We start from the raw sequence: 16859 nt of genomic DNA on the forward strand, positions 1-16859 counted from the left end.
GGGACACGGCATGAACGATGACACGCTGCACGGGGGCTTGGTCGACCCGATTACCGAGAAGCCGCATTTCAACCGCACGGATTCCAAGATCGCGGTCGCCGGACATCCCATCCATGCGATGCTGGTCGCCTTTCCGATCGCGTTGACGAGCTGCACGCTGGGTGCCGACGTCCTTTATTGGTGGACGGGCGATGCGTTCTGGGCGCGTGCGGGATTGTGGGCGGCGGGCGCCGGCTTCCTGTTCGGCCTGCTCGCCGGCCTTTCGGGCACCGCCGAGCTGCTCCTCGTCCGCGGCATCCGCAGTCGTTCGGCCAGTTGGACGCATTTCGTGATCGCGGTCATGCTGCTGTCGATCATCGGCGCCAACTGGGGCTATCGCCTGACCGGCTATGAACAGGCCGTGCTGCCCTATGGCCTGCTCCTTTCGCTGTTCGCGGTCGGCTTTACGGGCTTCACCGGATGGCACGGTGGCAAGCTGGTGTTCGAATATCAAATCGGTGTCTCGTCGACCGGAAGTTGACGGTTTTGCGGCTTGGTCAGCCAGTCGGGCACGAGATCCGGCACGACGGGCTTGCCAAGCACCAGGAGCAGCACGGCGATCATCGTGGCAAAGCTGCCGGCGAGCAGCGGCACCGGCGATGGCGGCGTATAGCTGCCCCGCCGCTCGCTCATCAGCATCACGACATGCCCGGTCCAGCAGTGCAGGGCGACGAGCAGGCCGACCGCGACCAGCTTGGCGAACATCCACGGCACGAACACGCCGCGCAGATAGATCAGCGCCGTTCCCGCCGCGATTGCGATCACCGCCGCGGGCGTCACGATAAAGGCATAGCTGTCATGCGTCAGCAGGCGCAGCCGTGCATAATCGGACTGCGCCTCCCCCGCCTCATGCTTGCCCAGCATCAGCGGCAGCGCGAACAGGCCGGCGCACCAGATCACCAGCGCCGCGATATGCACGAACTTGACGAAGCTGACCGCCAGGCCGGCGAACCCCGTCACGCCGGCAGCCCCGGCGAAAGCCGCCGCCAGCCACGCCGCCCCAGCCAGCCGGCTGCGACCGCATAGGGCAGCAGCCCGACCACCCACATCAACAGCCCGGCCAGTTGCTGGTCGCCCAGTGGCCCCATGCCATAGGGCACGGTCGTGGCCAGGTGGCTCGCGTAAAGCGGCCTCGGCGCGAAACTCAGGATCGCGCCCAGCATGCCCATCTGCGCCGCGCCGCCTGCGATACCGGCCGCCGCGACGGCAGGGGCGGCGACGAAAAGCGCGCACCAGAACGCCCAAGCCCCGGCCAGCAAGGTCACCTGCATCGCCCAGTATAGGGCCTTGTCGGCCAACGCCGCATCATACAGCGCAGGTACGTGCCACAACCAAAGCGACGCCGTTCCCGCCGCCAGCCCGGTCGCCATGCCGACACGCACGCGCCGTCCGGCCGCTGCCGCCAGCAGCGGCGCCGCCACACCGACCAGCAGGAGGTGATGCACGGCTCTCGCCGAGAACAACGCCACCGACAGGGCGCATAAGGGCGAAACGAACGCAACGACCAGTGCCGCCACGGCGCCCAGCAAATAACGTCGCTCCACCAGCGGCATGTTGCGACCGAGCAGCATCAACCCGATCAGCCCCGCGATCAGAACAGGATCAAAATTCCAATGCGCCAGCAACGTCCCGGGCAAGGGTGACGGCCCGCAATAGCTTCCATTCAGCACGACGCCCCCTGTTCGTTCCCTTGGCTACGCACGAAAGTCGTTTTGGTTGCGTGCCGTGATGGCGATAAACGACGCATCCCGTTCCACCCTGTTTTCAAATGGATGGCTGAAGCCGGCGGTGCAGGATCTTTCACGATGATCTACGTTCTGATGATGTCGTGGACCGGAAACGGTCGGGAAACATGCAGGCAATGAAACGGCAATGATCGTCGTGCCCGTCATCTTCCACCAAATCTGTTGAATCAAGCTGCTACAAAGCTGACAAACAACAACAATTCGGCAATTTGATCGATGAAATACTGGCGTACCGTCGCCAAGACGGGAACCCATCGCTACCCGGTCACCGTTTGCACGGAAACGATGCCCGGATATTCCGCGCCGCCGATACCGGACCAGGGTGCGTGACGCACCGGGCATCGACAAAAATGTTGGAGGTCCAGGACGATGAACGACACGAACGCCAAGGCCGGTCTTGGCCCTTCCGGGCAGGGCGACGCACACCGCGTCCTGATCGTAGGCGGTGGCGTCGCCGGATTGGACCTCGCCGGCACGCTGGCCGGGCACAAGGAACTGGACGTCGCGCTGATCGACCTCGCCACGGCCCATGTCTGGAAACCGATGCTGCACAGCGTCGCGGCCGGCACGCATGACGTCGCCCGTGTCGGCGTGCCCTATCTGGCGCAGGCGCGCCAGCACGGCTTCCTTTATCATCCCGGCCGCGCCACCGCGGTCGATCTGGATGCGCGCTGCGTCACCGTCGACGCCTTCGACCGCGACGGCCTTACCCTGTTGCCCGAGCGTCATCTTCCCTATGACACGCTGGTGCTGGCGGTCGGCAGCGAGGCGAACGACTTCGGTGTTCCCGGGGTCGCCGATCATGCCCGCCACATCGATACGCTGCACGAAGCGGTGGCCTATCGCGACGCCACGGCCCCCCGGCTGGTGCAAGCGGCGCAGGCAGGCCGACCGCATCGTGTCGCGATCGTGGGCGGCGGCGCGACGGGTGTTCAGTTTGCCGCCGAACTGCTCCAGATCGCGGACACGGTGGATGATTTCGGCATCGACGGTGCCCGCGCCGCCATGCAGGTGACCTTGCTGGACAAGGGAGACAGGTTGCTGGCCGCCTTCCCGCCCCCCGTTTCCGCCGCGGCGCGCGAACGTCTGGAACAACTCGGCGTCACCGTTCGCCTGAATGTCGATGTCGCCCGTGCGGAGGCAGATGCGCTGATCCTGAAAAATGGCGAGGCGATCGCGGCCGACTTCATCGTGTGGGCGGCCGGCGTCCGCGCCTCGCCGCTCGCCGCGTCGCTCGACGGATTGGAGCGCGGCCCCGCCAGCCGCATCGTCATCGACGCCCACTGCCGCACCAGCCGACCGGAAATATTCGCGCTGGGCGACTGCGCCGCACTCACCCCAGACGAGGCCGACACGCCGCTGCCGCCAACCGCACAGGTCGCCTTTCGTCAGGCGGTCTATCTCGGCCGGCATCTGCCCGCGATGATCGCCGGCCGCTCCGTTCCCGACTTCCGCTACCGCGATGCCGGTGCACTGGTGTCGCTGGCCGACTATGACGCTTACGGCGCGCTCGGCGATTTCGGCTTCTTCAAGGGCGGTATCAAGAACGGCTTCTTCCGCGGTCGCCTCGCCCAGGCCGGTCACGCGCTGCTCTATCGCCGCCATCAGGCGCGCCTCCATGGTGCGCCGCGTGCGGCCGGACTGTGGTTGTCGGATGTCGTCACCGCACGGACGCGCCCGATCGAAAAGCTGGAATGACCCGCCCGGCGCCGGAAAAACACCTCGCCGGCCGGCGCACCCCGCGATACGCTCGCGGTCATGACCATTGCCATCCTGCTTGCCGCCGCCGCGCAAACGTCCGCCGCCGATCCCACCGTCACGCTGCGCAACGCGCGCGGCATGGTCGTCCGCGTGATCCCGCAAGGTGCGATCATCACCGCGATCGAGGTACCCGACCGCAACGGTCGCATGGCAAACGTCGTGCTCGGCTATCCGACCCCGGCCGACTATCGGACCAAGGTGCGCAAGAACGGCTTCGGCGCGACCATCGGCCGCTATGCCGGGCGCATCGCCAACGCACGCTTTCCGCTGGATGGCCGCACGATACAGCTGACGGCGAACGACGGCGTGAACGCCCTCCACGGCGGCGGCGACCAGGGCTTCGATACCGTTGACTGGACGGTGACGCGCGCGGCCGGCAAACAGGACCGCGCCACCTTCACGCTGGTCAGCCCCGATGGCTTTCAGGGGTTTCCGGGGCAGGTCACGGTCACCCTCACCTATCACGTCCTGGCGGATAACACGCTGCGCATGGATTATACCGCGCGCACCACCAGGCCCACGGTCATCAACCTTACCAACCACAGCTATTACAATCTGGCCGGTGAAGGTAGCGGATCGGTGCGCGGCCAGCGGCTACGCCTGAACGCCACGCGCTATGTCGCGGCGGACGCGGCCGGCATCCCGACCGGCGCGCTGCCGCCCGTGGCGGGTACTCCGCTGGATTTCCGCTGCGCCCGCGCCATCGGCGACGATCTGGACAGCACGACCCCGCCGATGAACGGTCGCGGCTACAATCATGCCTGGCTGTTCGACAAGCCGGCGGGCAAGCTCGCGCCTGTCGCCCGCCTTTCCGATCCCGTCTCCGGCCGGACGATGACGGTCGCTACCACCGAGCCCTCGGTGCAGGCCTATACCGGCGGCTATATCGACGGGCAGGACGCCGGCCCCAGCGGTCACGTCTATCAACCCGGCGACGGCATCGCGCTGGAGATGCAGCATATCTCGGACTCGCCGAACCATCCGGCCTTTCCGTCCACCCTGCTCACCCCCGCCCGCCCCTATCGGCAGACGACGACCCTCCACTTCGGCGTGACCGATGGGAAGGACGACGCCTGCAAATGAGGGCTCAATGCGCCGCGGACGTGTCCACTGCCTTGGGCGGCCGCGGCGCCAGCCAGATGATCGTCGCCGACAGGAAGAAGATCACCGCCGCCACCGCGAACAGGTGGTTGGTGGCGAGCGCAAAGCTCTCCTGATCCACCAGCCGCTCGATCATCCCGCGCCCCTGCTCGGCGGAAAGACCCGACTGCGCCGCCCTGGCGATCACCTGATCGGGTCCGTTCAATATGCCGGCCAGTTCCGCCCGGCTGGCCTGCGCGTCGTTCTGCCACAACGTCGCACCGATCGATGTGCCGATCGCGGCGGCCAGCGTGCGCAGGAAGCTCATCAGCCCTGCCGCCGATGCGGTCTCCTCCGGATCGACCGCGCCCAGCGCGATGATCGTCAGCGGCACGAAGAAGAACGGCATGCCCAGCCCTTGCACGAACTGCGGCGCCGCGAGGATCCAGAAATCCGCCCCGCTGAACCAGAAGGTGCGCAGGGTCGATGTCACCCCCAGCCAGAAGATGCCGAAGCACACCAGCGCACGGGGGTCGTACTTGTTGGTCAGCTTCGCCACGATCGGCGAGAAGATCACCGCCAGCACGCCGTTGAACGCGGTGACATATCCGGCATCGGTCGCGGTATAGCCCAGCGACGTTTGCAGCCATTGCGGAATGATCACGACCGAGGCGAAGAAGGTGCCGAAACTGAACGACAGCGCCGCCACCGACACGGTGAACCCCCGGTGCCGGAACACGCGCAGGTCGACGATCGGATTGCCCTCCGTCATCTCCCAGATGATGAACGTCACAAAGCCGATGGCGGCCACCACCGCGCAGCCGACGATGAAGCTCGATCCGAACCAGTCATGCTCGCGCCCCAGGTCCAGCATCACCTGCAACGCCGCGATCCAGATCACCATCAGGATCAGGCCGACCCGGTCGATCGGCACCACCATCGTCTCGGTCTCCTTGGAGCGCAGCAGCGTGAAGACGCCGACGATGCAGAAGACCGCGATGGGCAGGTTGATGTAGAAGATCCACGGCCATGACCAGTTGTCGCTGATCGTCCCGCCCAGGATCGGCCCCAGGATCGGCGCGGTCACCGTGGTCATCGCCCACGCACCCATCGCCGCGGCCCGCCGCTCCGGCGGAAAGATCCGCAGCAACAGCGTCTGGGTCAGTGGCATCAGCGGCCCGCCGCAAAACCCCTGCCCGATGCGAAACGCCACCATCAGCCCGAGCGTCGGCGCCAGCCCGCACAGCGCGGAGAAAGCCGCAAAGCCGATCATCGCGGCCATGAATACCCGCACCGTGCCGAACCGGCGAACCAGCCAGCCGGTCAGCGGCACGCAGATCGCCTCCGCCACCGAATAGGAGGTGACGACCCACGTCCCTTGTGTCGCCGACACGCCCAGCCCGCCCGATATGTGCGGGACCGAAACGTTGGCGATGGTCGTGTCCAGCACCACCATGAAGTTGGTGAGCGCCAGGACAAACCCGGCCAGCAACAGCCGGCCACCGGTCAGCGGCTTGTCTTCCTGCACTGCGGCAGCGGCGGAGGCCATCGTTTCCGCGACCTCAGCGATCGCCCGAGATATCGATCTCGGCATCCATGGACAGGCCGACGCGCAACGGGTGCGCACGAAGCTCCGCCTTGTCCAGCGCGATGCGCACCGGCAGGCGCTGGACGACCTTGATCCAGTTGCCCGTCGCATTCTGCGCGGGGATCAGCGCAAAGGCCGATCCGGTGCCGCCGGCAAGCCCCACGACCCTGCCGTGATATTCGACATCGCCGCCATACAGGTCGGAGGTCAGCGTGGCGCGTTGCCCGATGCGGACACGGCTCAACTGCCCTTCCTTGTAGTTCGCATCGACATACAGCCTGTCGACCGGCACGATCGTCATCGCAACGGCACCGGGCGCCAGTCGCTGGCCGACCTGCACGGTCCGCTGCGCCACGACGCCATCGATCGGTGCGCGGATCACGGTACGCGCCAGGTTCAACCGCGCCTGACGCAGCCGGGCGCGGGCGGCGAGCACTTCGGGGGCCGTCGCCTGCGTCGTGCCACGGGTCAGCGCGGTGTTGGCGGCACGGTCCTGCAGGGCCGATGCACGCGTCGCGGCGGCCTGCGCGATGCCGGCGCGCGCGACCGCGACATTGGCGCGTGCGGTGCGCAGCGCGTTGGTCGCCGCGGTCACTTCCTCACCCGATACCGCCCCTGCCGCGATCAGCGCCTGACGCCGCTGGAAATCGATCTGTGCGCGTTCCAGATTGCCCTCGGCCAGCGCCAGTTGCGCGCGCGCCGCGCCGATATCGGCAGTCCGCGCATTGGCCTGCGCTTCCAGCGCATCGCCGGTCGCCGCGGTCTGCCCGTACCGGCGCTCCGCCGTCGCCAGCTCGGCCTCCGCCTGCGCCACCGCGATCGCCGCATCGGCATCGTCCAGCCGCATCAGCACCTGCCCGCGCTTCACGCCTTGCGTGTTGCTGACCGCCACGTCGGTCACCTGCCCGCTCACCAGCGGCGTCACCTGCGCCACCTCCGCGGCGACATACGCATTGTCCGTCGTCACCCGCTTCGACGCGATCAGCGTGTCATACAGGAAATAACCGATCGCCAGCACGATCAGGACCCCCGCAAAGATCAACAGCAGGCGCTTGCGCTTTGCCGGATTGGCATGGGATGCGGCCTTGGCGTCGGAGGCCTGCTCGCCGTCGTTGGATGGCGTATCCATCATCGTGTCTCGCTCGTCTGAAGATCATGGGGTCCGAAGCCGCCGCCCAGCGCCCGGACCAGTTGCACGTCCAGCGCAAACCGCCGCGCCTCGATGGCGGCCAGCGACCGCCGCGCGGTCAGCACCGTCTGTTCGGCGCTCAGCACGTTCAGGAACGTCGACAGCCCGCCCTTGTAGCGAAGCTGCGCGACCTGATACGCGCCCTCCGCATCGGTCAGCGACGCCCGCGCATCCGCGATCTGTACCGCGACCTGACGGCGGCTCGTCACCGCATCCGCCACTTCGCGCAGCGCCCCGATCAGCGTCCGGTTATACGTCGCCACCGCCTCGTCGTAACCACCCCGCGCCCGGCGATACTGACCGGCGCGAGCGCCTCCGTCGAAGATCGGCAGGCTGATCGCCGGACCGACATTGCCGATGCTCGACGTGCCCCGAAACAGATTGTCCAGCCCCAGCGATTGCAGCCCGATCAGCCCGGCCAGATTGATGTTCGGATAAAAATCGGCGCGCGCCACCTTGATCCGGCTGCCCGCCGCTTCGGCCCGCGCCCTTGCCGCCGCGATGTCCGGACGCCGTCCGACCAGCGCGATCCCCGCATCCGCCGGCAGGTCCACCGCCAGCACCGGCACCGCCGGCCGCGCGATCGACAACGCCCGATCCGGCCCCGCCCCGACCAGCGCGGCGATCGCATTCTTGGTCAACTGGATCTGTTCGGCATTGGCCGCCAGATCGACGCGCGACGCGGGCACGGCGGAGCGCGCCTGCTTCAACTCGGCCTGCGTATCCAGCCCGATGGCGACCCGGTCGGCCACCAGCCGCTCGGTCGCGGCCCGCACCTCGGACGCCCGCTGCAGCACGTCCTGCTCGGCATAGAGCCGCGCCAGATCGGCGTAGCTGGCCGCGATACCGGTCGCCAGCACCAGCCGCGCCTGCTCGCCGTCCAGCCGCGCCGCCTCTGCCTCGGATGTCGCCGCGGCAAGGCTCGCCCGGTTGCGCCCGAAAAGATCCAGGTCCAGCCCTGCGTTCAGCGCGACACGCCCGGTGTCGTTCCACCCTTTGGGCACGAACTGTGCGGGAATGCCGTTGTTGTAGCTCTGCTTGGTAAGACCCGCGGCACCTTCGGCGTCCAGCACCGGCAGGTTTGCCGCGCCTGCCTGCTGCACCGCGCCTTGCGCGACGCGCACGCGCGCAGCGGCGATCGCGATGTCGGGCGATCCGGCCAGCGCTTCGCCGATCAGCCGGTCGAGTTGCGGATCGCCATAGCCGTGCCACCACTGCGCCGTCGGCCATGCCGTCCCACCAAAGGACGTCAGGCTGGCAGCGGAGGCATAATCGGCCGGTTTCGCCAGCGTCGGCCTGTCGCCCAGATCGGGCACCGCGCATCCCGCCAGCCCTGCGACGATAGCCAGGCCGCAGGAGAGTCGAATCAGTTGCATTGGGTTACCGTACTCCTCGGTACGGCGCGCTGATGGTCCTGCCCCATAACCTTGTCAACGCAATTTCGTACCGTATAGTACGGCAATGACACGACAGAAGGGCAGACGAGAGGAAAACCGCGAAGCGCGTCGTGCAACGATTGTCCGGCTCGCGCGCGATGCGTTTCTCCAACAGGGCTATGCCGCAACGTCGATGTCGACCATCGCCGGCAGATTGGGCGGCTCGAAAGGGACGCTCTGGGCGTATTTCCCCTCGAAGGAGGATCTGTTCGCCGCGGTGCTTGACGACCTTACCGTCAACTTCCGGGACAATCTGGAGGATGCGTTGCGCCCCGGTCGCGACTGCCGGACCACCTTGTCCGACTTTGCGGAGCGCTTCCTCCACAAGATTGTCGATCCCCATATTCTGGGCATGCACCGGCTGATCGTCGGTGAAGGCGGGCGTTTCCCCGAAATCGGCCGCATCTTCTACGAACGCGGCCCGAAGCAGGTGGTCGAACGGCTGTCCAACTACCTTCGCGAACGGATGGAAGCGGGCGACCTTCGCGCGGACGATCCGCAACACGCTGCGCGCAACCTGATCCAGTTGACCCAGGTCGCTCAGAGCCTGCGTCTGTGGGGCGTGATGGACACGCCGACCCCCGAGATGCTGCAAGCCCATGCCGCCGACGCCGTAGGCGTGTTCATGCGCGCTTATGCGGCGTAACCGGTGCCGCCGGGCTCTGCGGCGTATGTTCGGTGGGACCGGATGCGTGGTCGTTTTGCAGGAGAGACTTTCCGTCTTGTCGGCGTATAAACAGGGCTGACGCTGCGCAAGACCGGCGCCCGGTCGTTCGTGCAGACGAAAGGGGGGGCTTTGACAGACCAAGCCGACAAGCGTGTCGACCATCGGCGGCTTGCTGCGAACATCGCGCCCTTTATCGTTATCGCCCTGGCCGGAATGGCAGTGCACACGCCGCTGGCGGCCGCCTACCCGCTCGCTTCACTGCTCCTGTTCCTCTGGATCGTCGCGGACACGCTGATGCTGTCCATGATCGCCCGGACGACGGACAGGCCGAAGTGGAGCGCGGTTCTGGGCGTACTGGCAGGCGCCGCGGTCACGGTCTGGCTGAGTCTGCCGCCCCTGATGCGTGATGTGCTGATGGAAACGCCGATACTGGCGGTGGCGATGGCAAGTGTCGTTCTGGGCCACCTGTCCTGGGCGACGGTCCGGGCGGGCAAAATGGTGAACCGGCAGGGCACCGCGCGCAAGGAGCGGTGGGTATCGGCCGCGTCGGAAATCCTTCCGCCGGCATTGGTGCGGCTGGCCGTCGTGGAGATAACCGTGATCCACATGGCGATCTTCCGCTGGGGCGGGCCGCCGGATCTGGTCGGGAACGCCCGCCCCTTCAGCTATCACAAACACCTGACGCCGATCTGTGCGACGCTGCTGATCCTGTCTTCGATCGAGATCGCGGTCTATCATCTGCTGATCGGGCATTGGAGCCGCACCGCGACGATCGTCTTGTTCATCTTGAGCGATCTGGGGTTCGTCTACCTTGTCGGCCTCATCAAATCGTTCCGGTTCAGGCCCGTGTTGCTGACGCCGGACGGCGTGCGCGTCAGAGCGGGCTTCCTGATCGATCAATACATCCCGCTCGATGCGATCGTCGCCGTCGAAAGTGAAGTGACCGGCGAAGAGGTACGCGACCCCGCCACCTTCAATGCGGCGCTGCTTGCCTGGCCCAACATCATGCTTCGACTGGATCGTCCGCTGCATCGGCGCGCGGGTCTGAAAGGTCGGGGGCCGTTCATGCGCGTGGCGTTCCGTCTCGATGATCCGGAACCGTTCATCCGGCTTCTCACCTGGCATCTGGGCCGGTGCCGCCGCTAGACGGCGTTGCCGTGGGCGACAAGCGCGCCGACATCCCTCCCGCACGCTCCCGTCCGAACCGCTCGTTCCGGTTGCGCCTCACCGCAGCGCGACGGGACGCACCCGGAACTGCGCTTCGGCACCCCTATTCCGCACGGACCGGCAGGCGGATGGCCACGCAAAGTCCCCCACCGGCGGCATCGCTCAACATGACCTCGCCACCATGCAATCGCGCAACCGCGGCGACCAGCGAAAGGCCCAGCCCGGCCCCCGATCCGCTGCGCGCTTCATCGATCCGGCCGAACCGCCGCAGCGCCGTGGCCCGGCTGGCGTGCGGAATACCCGGCCCCTCGTCGCTTACCGAAATCGTCACCCATCGCGGATCGGCGGTCAGGGCCAGGGTGATCGTGCCCGCGCCATATTTCAGCGCATTGTCGACGAGATTGCCCAACGCCTGCGCGATCAACTCGCGGTGTAGCGACAGCACCGGCGCGGTGGTTGCGGCCACCCCGATGGTCCGACCTGCATCCTCGATCAAGGGGCCGTAGATTTCGGCGATTTCCACCAGCGCACCGGCGGGATCGACCGCAGTAAAGGCGTCGCGGCCTATCCCTGCCTCCGCGCGGGTGATGCGCAGCGCCGTTTCCACGGTCTGCAACAGGCGGTCGCCCTCCGCCTGGGCACGCTCGACCGCATCCTGCGCTGCCGGTGTATCCGCCGCCATCGCCGCCCGCTCCAGCGCGGAGCGCAGCCGCGTGAGCGGTGATTTCAGGTCGTGCGCCAGCGTATCGGTGGCCAGCGTCAGTTCCTCCACGAGCTGCTGGATGCGGTCCAGCGCGCCGTTGATCGCCACCGCCAGCATCGCAAAGGCGTCGCCGTCATACTCCACCGGGGTGCGGCGGGTCAGGTCGCCGTCACGCACCGCGCCCAGCGTCGCCACCGCCCGGTCGAGCCGGATCACGATCATCCGCGCCGCCAGCCATGCCGCGAGCGCGGCGAAGGCGATCGCCAGCGAAAAGGCGACCGGCATGGCGAATTCGAGCAGGCGGATCATGTCGGCCCCGTCCCCCACGGCGCCGCCCATCCGCGCAGGGGGCGTGCCGCCGTGAACCTGTCCCCGCACGATGACATGGACACACAGCAGCAGCGCCGCTGCCGCGCCGATCTGAAGCAGGAAGACCAGGGCGGCGAACCGCATCGTCGTCGATCGCCAGTGCATGTCAGGCGTCCGTGCCCAGCCGGTACCCCACGCCGCGCACCGTGTGCAGCAACGGGTAGGCGAAACCCTCGTCCACTTTCTTGCGCAACCGGCTCAGATGCACGTCGATGACATTGGTGCCCGGGTCGAAATGATAGTCCCACACCCCTTCCAGCAGCATGGTGCGCGTCACGACCTGTCCGGCGTGGCGGAGCAGATATTCCAGCAGGCGGAACTCGCGCGGCTGCAGGGTCACGGTGGCGCCGCCGCGGGTCACCCGGCGCGACAAAAGGTCCATTTCCAGATCGCCGCACCGCAAAACGGTTTCCACGGGGGGTGCTGCGGCACCGCGCCTGACCTGCAATCGGATACGCGCCAAAAGTTCCGCAAAAGCAAAGGGTTTGACCAGATAATCGTCCGCTCCCCCGATCAAGCCCCTCACCCTGTCCTCAGCCGCTCCCAACGCCGACAGGATGATCACCGACGTCGTCACCCCCGCCCCCCGCAACGCAGCCACCACCGCCATACCATCCATCCCCGGCAACATGCGATCCAGCACGATACAGTCATAACTGCCGTCCGTGGCATGAAACAGGCCGTCACGACCGTCCGTCGCGCGGTTGACCACGAAGCCTTCTTCGCTCAGCCCTTTCATAATGTAGCCGGCGGTAGTGTCGTCATCTTCAACCAGCAGGATTTTGTGCGCCATATCATCCTCTCGATCTTCTAATCCGCCCATCAAATCCGGCGGAGACGGCATCGGCTGCGGCATTTCTGGCGTCGGGTGAAAGCAGTTTCATGACGGTGGAAGAGGTATTTGTCGACGGGGGACTGGCGCAGGTTTGATGGGATGTGGAAGCAAGCGCGCCCCGGGAGCGTGGGCTTTCGGGGCGCTTGTCAAGGATGGCTGCGGGGACGTGCCGCCACTTTGATTTGTTAACCCGCTGTACTTGTTAAGGTTCGAGGATTCGTTGTTTGCATCCAGAAGATGACGGTGGCAGGCAGGGATACGGTGGAAAAAAGGGCAGTTGGGTAGCGGTCTTAGCGGCTCGCCACACGACGCCAGTCTTTCAGGCAGCCGGACATCATTACAATGCGGCTGCGGCGTCGGTAGCGGCGCTTGCCGTATCTAAGTGACTTGTCGCGAAATTTTTCAATCGAGATACTGAGCTGGATACCGTTAGCCTGCATGGCGTCTCTGAAGCAGCGGGCAACATCGCCGCGGTCATCGAACAACGACCGTGCTTTTGGCATGTCATCCAGCAGCGCTGCCGCGCCGATGTGGTCGCTAACCTCTGGCTCACAAGCTCAACCTCCGCATTGTGGCCGAAGGCATCGAAACCAAGAAAGACGCAACCCTGCTTGCGCAAATAGGTTGCCTGGAAAGACGGGAATTTTTCTCCTCTTGCCCACCTGATGCGGAAGCGCACATCATGTGGTTAGCCGAGCATGCAGTGAGCCGACGGGACCGGATGATAACAGCCTGGCGCCTGGCACACGCGCACGTGGCGACGGGCTTCGCGCGAAGTGATCTGCCTTCAGCCATCCCGATCGCGATGGTCGACCGGAAAGCCGGACAGCTCCTCAAAACGTCGCTCAATGAGGTCTGTGGCCCGCCCCCTGCCGCCCTTGCGGTGAAGGATCGCGGTGGGCTCGGCTTCTACCTGACCTATGTCCCGTTCGGCGCCATGCCATTTAAACATATCATAGCGCTGTACGATCGGCTGGGAGACGCCGATTTCCCAATCTATCCGGCCGATGCGTTCGGTTATACCGGCAGCATCGGACTGCTGCTGCACGGAGTGGCCAGTCCGGGGGCGCTCTGGCTGGTGTTCTTGCGCTATGCCGCGTTTGCGATCGGCATCGTGCTGTTCAGGACGATGATCGTGGCCGTCGCCTGGTTCACCCGTCGCATTCGTCCCTGACGACCGTGACGCGCACCCCGGCGTCACAAAGCGCCGTGACCGGCGGGTGTGGCATCGGTCACGCGATCGGCGATCACGCTGGAATCGGCGACGTGCCGCGTCCCGTTCCGATCACACTACGATCGGTCCGCGACCACGACGCTGCGCCGCCCGGTCGAACAACGCCCGTTGGAAAGTTGCTTTGTCCGGTTCAAATTCGAGGAAGCCGTGGCGCGCTTCGATCCCGCCGATCGACAGGATCGTCGTGCCAGATTGCACGATCCGCGCGGCGGCGATGCCAATCGCCTGCTTGGCGGCCGGCGCCTCGCACATCCGGACGCGATACGATGTTCCCAAGTGGTTGCCCGCGATCCGCACGCCGCCGTGTACCCTGCTGACGCGGCCTTCCTCAGACATTGCGCCCGACAGGCCCGTCGGAGACGCTCAGATCCTGCGCCAGAGCCGCGATGAAACAGGCCGTTTGGTCTTGCAGCAGCGACGGGAGGCGATCGATGCGAACGGCCTGCACCATCGCTTGTGCATAGCACGGCCGTACCGCATGTGAACTCCTGTAGGATGTGTGCTGCCGCAACGTTCCAAATCGCCAGATCAAGGCTTCATCCAAGGTCACACGACGTCACATATTCGTCACTGGCTTGTGCAAATGGCACCCGCAAGCCGGGGGAGCGGGAAAGCCGCTCGGGGCGTGGGGAGATCATTGATGAAGTGGAAGACGGGCGCTGCGATCCTCGCGATCGCGGCGGGGACGGGTCATGCCTGGGCGCAGACAGCACCGGCCGGTGCCGAGCCGGCTGCGGCGATTGGAGGGACCAGGGCGACCGGTGCAGACGATATCGTCGTAACGGGCCGTGCACAGGCGTTCGCCAGCGCGCAGGTGACCGCGCCGATGATCGAGCGCCAGTCGGCGCTGACCAGCGTTAACGACGTCATCAAGGAACTGCCCGGCGTCTTCATCGCCGAAGGCGATTCGTTCGGCTCGTCCGACTGGGCGACCTCGATCAGCATCCGTGGCTTCAGTTCCGGCGGCGGGGGCGGGCAGCAGATCGGCTCGACGATCGACGGTCTGCCCAACGGCGGCTCGGGCTACGGCGGTGGGTCACGCGCAAACCGCTATCTCGACGTGCTCGATCTAAAGACCGTCGTCGTGTCGCAGGGCACCGCCGACATCTCTTCGCGCTCGAACGAGGCGCTGGGTGGCACGCTCAACTATGTCACCGTCGATCCGGCGCTCGATCCGCGCGTTCGCTTCACGCTCGCGGGCGGGGATTTCGGGGCGCGCAAGATCTACGGTCGCTTTGATACCGGTGAGATAGCGCCGAACACCACCGCCTTCGTCAGCGCCTCGACCTCACGCGTGAAGGACTGGATCGGTGGCTCGGGCGAGACGCGCCGCGACCATGTCGACGCAAAGCTCGTCAGCCAGATCGACGCGGTGAAGCTGACCGGCTGGGTCAGCTACGATGATGCGGACGAGGCCGAATATGGCTCGGTCAGCCCGGCGATGTTCGCCAGCGATCCTGACCATGACGCTTATACCGACCGGTGGACCGGCATTCCCTATATCGACCAGGCGTACCGCTCCACCTCGCGCGCGTTACGCCGCAACCTGTTCGGCTACCTGCGTGCGGAAACCGAGCTGGGTGAGGTGAAGCTGTCGGTCAACGGCTATTACCACCGCATGCGTGGCCGCGGCGATTTCGCGCCACCGTATCTGGTCGACGTCCGCAACGACGGCATCGGCAATCCCGAAAGCGAGTTCATCGGCGCGCTGCCGACGCACGTCGGCGGTTCGGCACTCGGGAAGATCTATTTCGTCAATCCGGCCGGGGCGGCTGCGACCTTCATCGCCGGTTGTGCCGGCACGGCGGTAATCCCAGCGGAATCGGCACCCGGTTGCTATCCGGCTGGGTCACTGCCCGTCATGTCGTACCGGCATACGCACTATAAGAACGATCGCGGCGGCATGACCGCGGACGCCGCCTGGACTCATGATTTCGGCGGCATCCAGAACACGCTGCGCGGCGGTATCTGGTGGGAGCGTGGCCGCGCCAACCAACTGCGTGACTGGCATAAGATCACCAACGCGCTCATCGGCCCGGCCTTCGAGGGCAAGCCCTATTATGTGCAGTTCAGCACCGACTACGGCCTGAACGAGCTGATGTATTATGCCGAGGATGCGCTGACGCTGGGGCCGGTGACGGCGCGGTTCGGTGTAAAGCAGTTCTTCCTCGACCAGACCCGCGCCGAGTTGCTCAACGACCGCGACAGCACGAAGCTGACCTCGCACAGCGATCCGCTGATCTCAACCGGCATCGTCTATCACACGCCGCTGACCGGGCTGGAGGCGTTCGCAGGCTATTCGCAGAACTTCGCCGCGATCGGCAACGGCCCGCTGGGCGAGCCGCGCGAGGTGATTGCGCGGATCAAGCCCGAGACCGCCAAGAATATAGAGATCGGTGCCCGCTACGCCACCGGTCGCGTACAGGCGTCGGTCACCGCCTATGACATCAAGTTCGACAATCACATCCAGTCGATCTCCGCCAACCTCGTCACCGGCATCGACTATCTGGAGGAACAGTCGAGTGTTTACCTGAATGTCGGCGGCATCAAAAGTCGCGGGATCGAGGCGGCGCTGGCGTACCGCGTGCTGCCCGCGCTGACCCTGAGCGGCAGCTACACACTTAATCACGCCACCTATATCGGCACCGGCAATGCCGCGCAGGACGAGGACGTCGGTGTCACCCCGGGGCGGCAGGTCATCAACTCGCCGCGCCACATGTGGGTGCTGGCAGCGGATTACGCGCGCTCGATCTTCAAGCTGGGCGGCGCGGCGAAGTTCGTCGGCGATCGCTTCATCGACACCGCCGGAACCGCAGTCGCGGCCAGCTTCGTGACCGTCGATGCCTATGCCGGGGTCGATCTGGGGCAGGTGAACGACCTGTTGAAGGGCATGTCGCTGACCGTCCAGGCTAACAACCTCGCCGATCGTCGGTACTTGGCGGGTGCGGACGGTGGCTCGGCCTTCCTAGGCGCGCCGCGGACCGTTACGGCGGCATTGACGGTGGACTTCTGATTTTTGGACGGGGGCGGCTCGTCTTCCCTCACC

Annotated in this window: 18 protein-coding genes and 1 pseudogene; 8 read left to right on the forward strand and 11 right to left on the reverse strand. The window is 66.0% G+C overall.

The genetic code is table 11. The features are described from left to right. Window positions 1-10 precede the first annotated feature (10 nt). On the forward strand, window positions 11-520 hold the full coding sequence (locus OXR08_RS05795) for a DUF2231 domain-containing protein (RefSeq protein WP_149682864.1): 510 nt from the start codon (window positions 11-13) through the stop codon (window positions 518-520). Here OXR08_RS05795 and OXR08_RS05800 read toward each other — a convergent pair. The 3 genes from OXR08_RS05800 to OXR08_RS05810 are packed head-to-tail and all read right to left on the reverse strand — an operon-like array spanning window position 490 to window position 2039. Beyond that, window positions 490-999: a CopD family protein gene (locus OXR08_RS05800; RefSeq protein WP_112384122.1), complete on the reverse strand. Its 510-nt coding sequence runs from the start codon at window positions 997-999 to the stop codon at window positions 490-492. The genes OXR08_RS05795 and OXR08_RS05800 overlap by 31 nt on opposite strands. Continuing rightward, window positions 996-1709 carry a cytochrome c oxidase assembly protein gene (locus OXR08_RS05805; RefSeq protein ID WP_267348512.1) on the reverse strand — a complete coding sequence of 238 codons (714 nt, stop codon included), beginning with the start codon at window positions 1707-1709 and terminating at the stop codon, window positions 996-998. The genes OXR08_RS05800 and OXR08_RS05805 overlap by 4 nt, the downstream gene beginning before the upstream one ends. A 24-nt stretch (window positions 1710-1733) precedes the next feature. Next, window positions 1734-2039 carry a hypothetical protein gene (locus OXR08_RS05810; RefSeq protein WP_267348514.1) on the reverse strand — a complete coding sequence of 102 codons (306 nt, stop codon included), beginning with the start codon at window positions 2037-2039 and terminating at the stop codon, window positions 1734-1736. 114 nt (window positions 2040-2153) lie between these two features. On the opposite strand from OXR08_RS05810, the gene OXR08_RS05815 reads away from it, so the two are divergent. Both OXR08_RS05815 and OXR08_RS05820 read left to right on the forward strand, forming a co-directional pair. Continuing rightward, window positions 2154-3482, forward strand: a complete 1329-nt coding sequence (locus OXR08_RS05815) for an NAD(P)/FAD-dependent oxidoreductase (protein ID WP_267348516.1) — start codon at window positions 2154-2156, stop codon at window positions 3480-3482. A 60-nt stretch (window positions 3483-3542) separates the two neighbouring features. Then, complete coding sequence (locus OXR08_RS05820; protein ID WP_267348518.1) at window positions 3543-4628, forward strand: aldose epimerase family protein; 1086 nt, start codon at window positions 3543-3545, stop codon at window positions 4626-4628. 4 nt (window positions 4629-4632) lie between these two features. Here OXR08_RS05820 and OXR08_RS05825 read toward each other — a convergent pair whose 3' ends face one another. From OXR08_RS05825 to OXR08_RS05835, 3 genes are read right to left on the reverse strand one after another with little or no spacing between them, the layout of a single operon-like run. Beyond that, complete coding sequence (locus OXR08_RS05825) at window positions 4633-6174, reverse strand: DHA2 family efflux MFS transporter permease subunit (protein ID WP_267348520.1); 1542 nt, start codon at window positions 6172-6174, stop codon at window positions 4633-4635. 13 nt (window positions 6175-6187) lie between these two features. Next, complete coding sequence (locus OXR08_RS05830) at window positions 6188-7345, reverse strand: HlyD family efflux transporter periplasmic adaptor subunit (RefSeq protein ID WP_267348522.1); 1158 nt, start codon at window positions 7343-7345, stop codon at window positions 6188-6190. Continuing rightward, a complete protein-coding gene (locus tag OXR08_RS05835) occupies window positions 7342-8778 on the reverse strand; it encodes an efflux transporter outer membrane subunit (RefSeq protein ID WP_267348524.1) in 1437 nt (478 codons plus the stop codon). The genes OXR08_RS05830 and OXR08_RS05835 overlap by 4 nt, the downstream gene beginning before the upstream one ends. A gap of 85 nt (window positions 8779-8863) precedes the next feature. Between OXR08_RS05835 and OXR08_RS05840 the strand changes: the two genes are divergently transcribed. Together OXR08_RS05840 and OXR08_RS05845 are read left to right on the forward strand one after the other, a co-directional pair. Further along, window positions 8864-9484 carry a TetR/AcrR family transcriptional regulator gene (locus tag OXR08_RS05840; RefSeq protein WP_112384128.1) on the forward strand — a complete coding sequence of 207 codons (621 nt, stop codon included), beginning with the start codon at window positions 8864-8866 and terminating at the stop codon, window positions 9482-9484. A gap of 150 nt (window positions 9485-9634) precedes the next feature. Continuing rightward, on the forward strand, window positions 9635-10651 hold the full coding sequence (locus OXR08_RS05845) for a hypothetical protein (protein ID WP_267348527.1): 1017 nt from the start codon (window positions 9635-9637) through the stop codon (window positions 10649-10651). Window positions 10652-10775: 124 nt separating this feature from the next. Here OXR08_RS05845 and OXR08_RS05850 read toward each other — a convergent pair whose 3' ends face one another. Beyond that, window positions 10776-11849, reverse strand: coding sequence for a HAMP domain-containing sensor histidine kinase (locus tag OXR08_RS05850; RefSeq protein ID WP_267348529.1), 1074 nt, complete (start codon window positions 11847-11849; stop codon window positions 10776-10778). 1 nt (window position 11850) lies between these two features. Next, window positions 11851-12537: a response regulator transcription factor gene (locus tag OXR08_RS05855; protein ID WP_267348531.1), complete on the reverse strand. Its 687-nt coding sequence runs from the start codon at window positions 12535-12537 to the stop codon at window positions 11851-11853. A 35-nt stretch (window positions 12538-12572) separates the two neighbouring features. Here OXR08_RS05855 and OXR08_RS05860 point away from each other — a divergent pair. Further along, window positions 12573-12674: pseudogene (locus OXR08_RS05860) on the forward strand (SDR family oxidoreductase); the annotation flags it as partial. A gap of 195 nt (window positions 12675-12869) precedes the next feature. On the opposite strand, the gene OXR08_RS05865 reads toward OXR08_RS05860, so the two are convergent. Then, window positions 12870-13064, reverse strand: a complete 195-nt coding sequence (locus OXR08_RS05865; protein WP_267348533.1) for a hypothetical protein — start codon at window positions 13062-13064, stop codon at window positions 12870-12872. 86 nt (window positions 13065-13150) lie between these two features. Here OXR08_RS05865 and OXR08_RS18675 point away from each other — a divergent pair, with 86 nt between their 5' ends. Then, window positions 13151-13753, forward strand: coding sequence for a DUF5690 family protein (locus OXR08_RS18675; protein ID WP_267348535.1), 603 nt, complete (start codon window positions 13151-13153; stop codon window positions 13751-13753). 111 nt (window positions 13754-13864) lie between these two features. Here the strand turns inward: OXR08_RS18675 and OXR08_RS05875 are convergent, their stop codons facing one another. Then, window positions 13865-14110, reverse strand: a complete 246-nt coding sequence (locus OXR08_RS05875; protein ID WP_267348537.1) for a hypothetical protein — start codon at window positions 14108-14110, stop codon at window positions 13865-13867. 31 nt (window positions 14111-14141) lie between these two features. Continuing rightward, window positions 14142-14264, reverse strand: a complete 123-nt coding sequence (locus tag OXR08_RS05880; RefSeq protein WP_267348539.1) for a hypothetical protein — start codon at window positions 14262-14264, stop codon at window positions 14142-14144. Between the two features lie 189 nt (window positions 14265-14453). On the opposite strand from OXR08_RS05880, the gene OXR08_RS05885 reads away from it, so the two are divergent. Next, a complete protein-coding gene (locus OXR08_RS05885) occupies window positions 14454-16826 on the forward strand; it encodes a TonB-dependent receptor (RefSeq protein WP_267348541.1) in 2373 nt (790 codons plus the stop codon). The last annotated feature ends 33 nt before the right edge of the window (window positions 16827-16859 follow it).

It is taken from the genome of Sphingomonas sp. GM_Shp_2, from assembly GCF_026540875.1.
Classification (GTDB): domain Bacteria; phylum Pseudomonadota; class Alphaproteobacteria; order Sphingomonadales; family Sphingomonadaceae; genus Sphingomonas; species Sphingomonas carotinifaciens.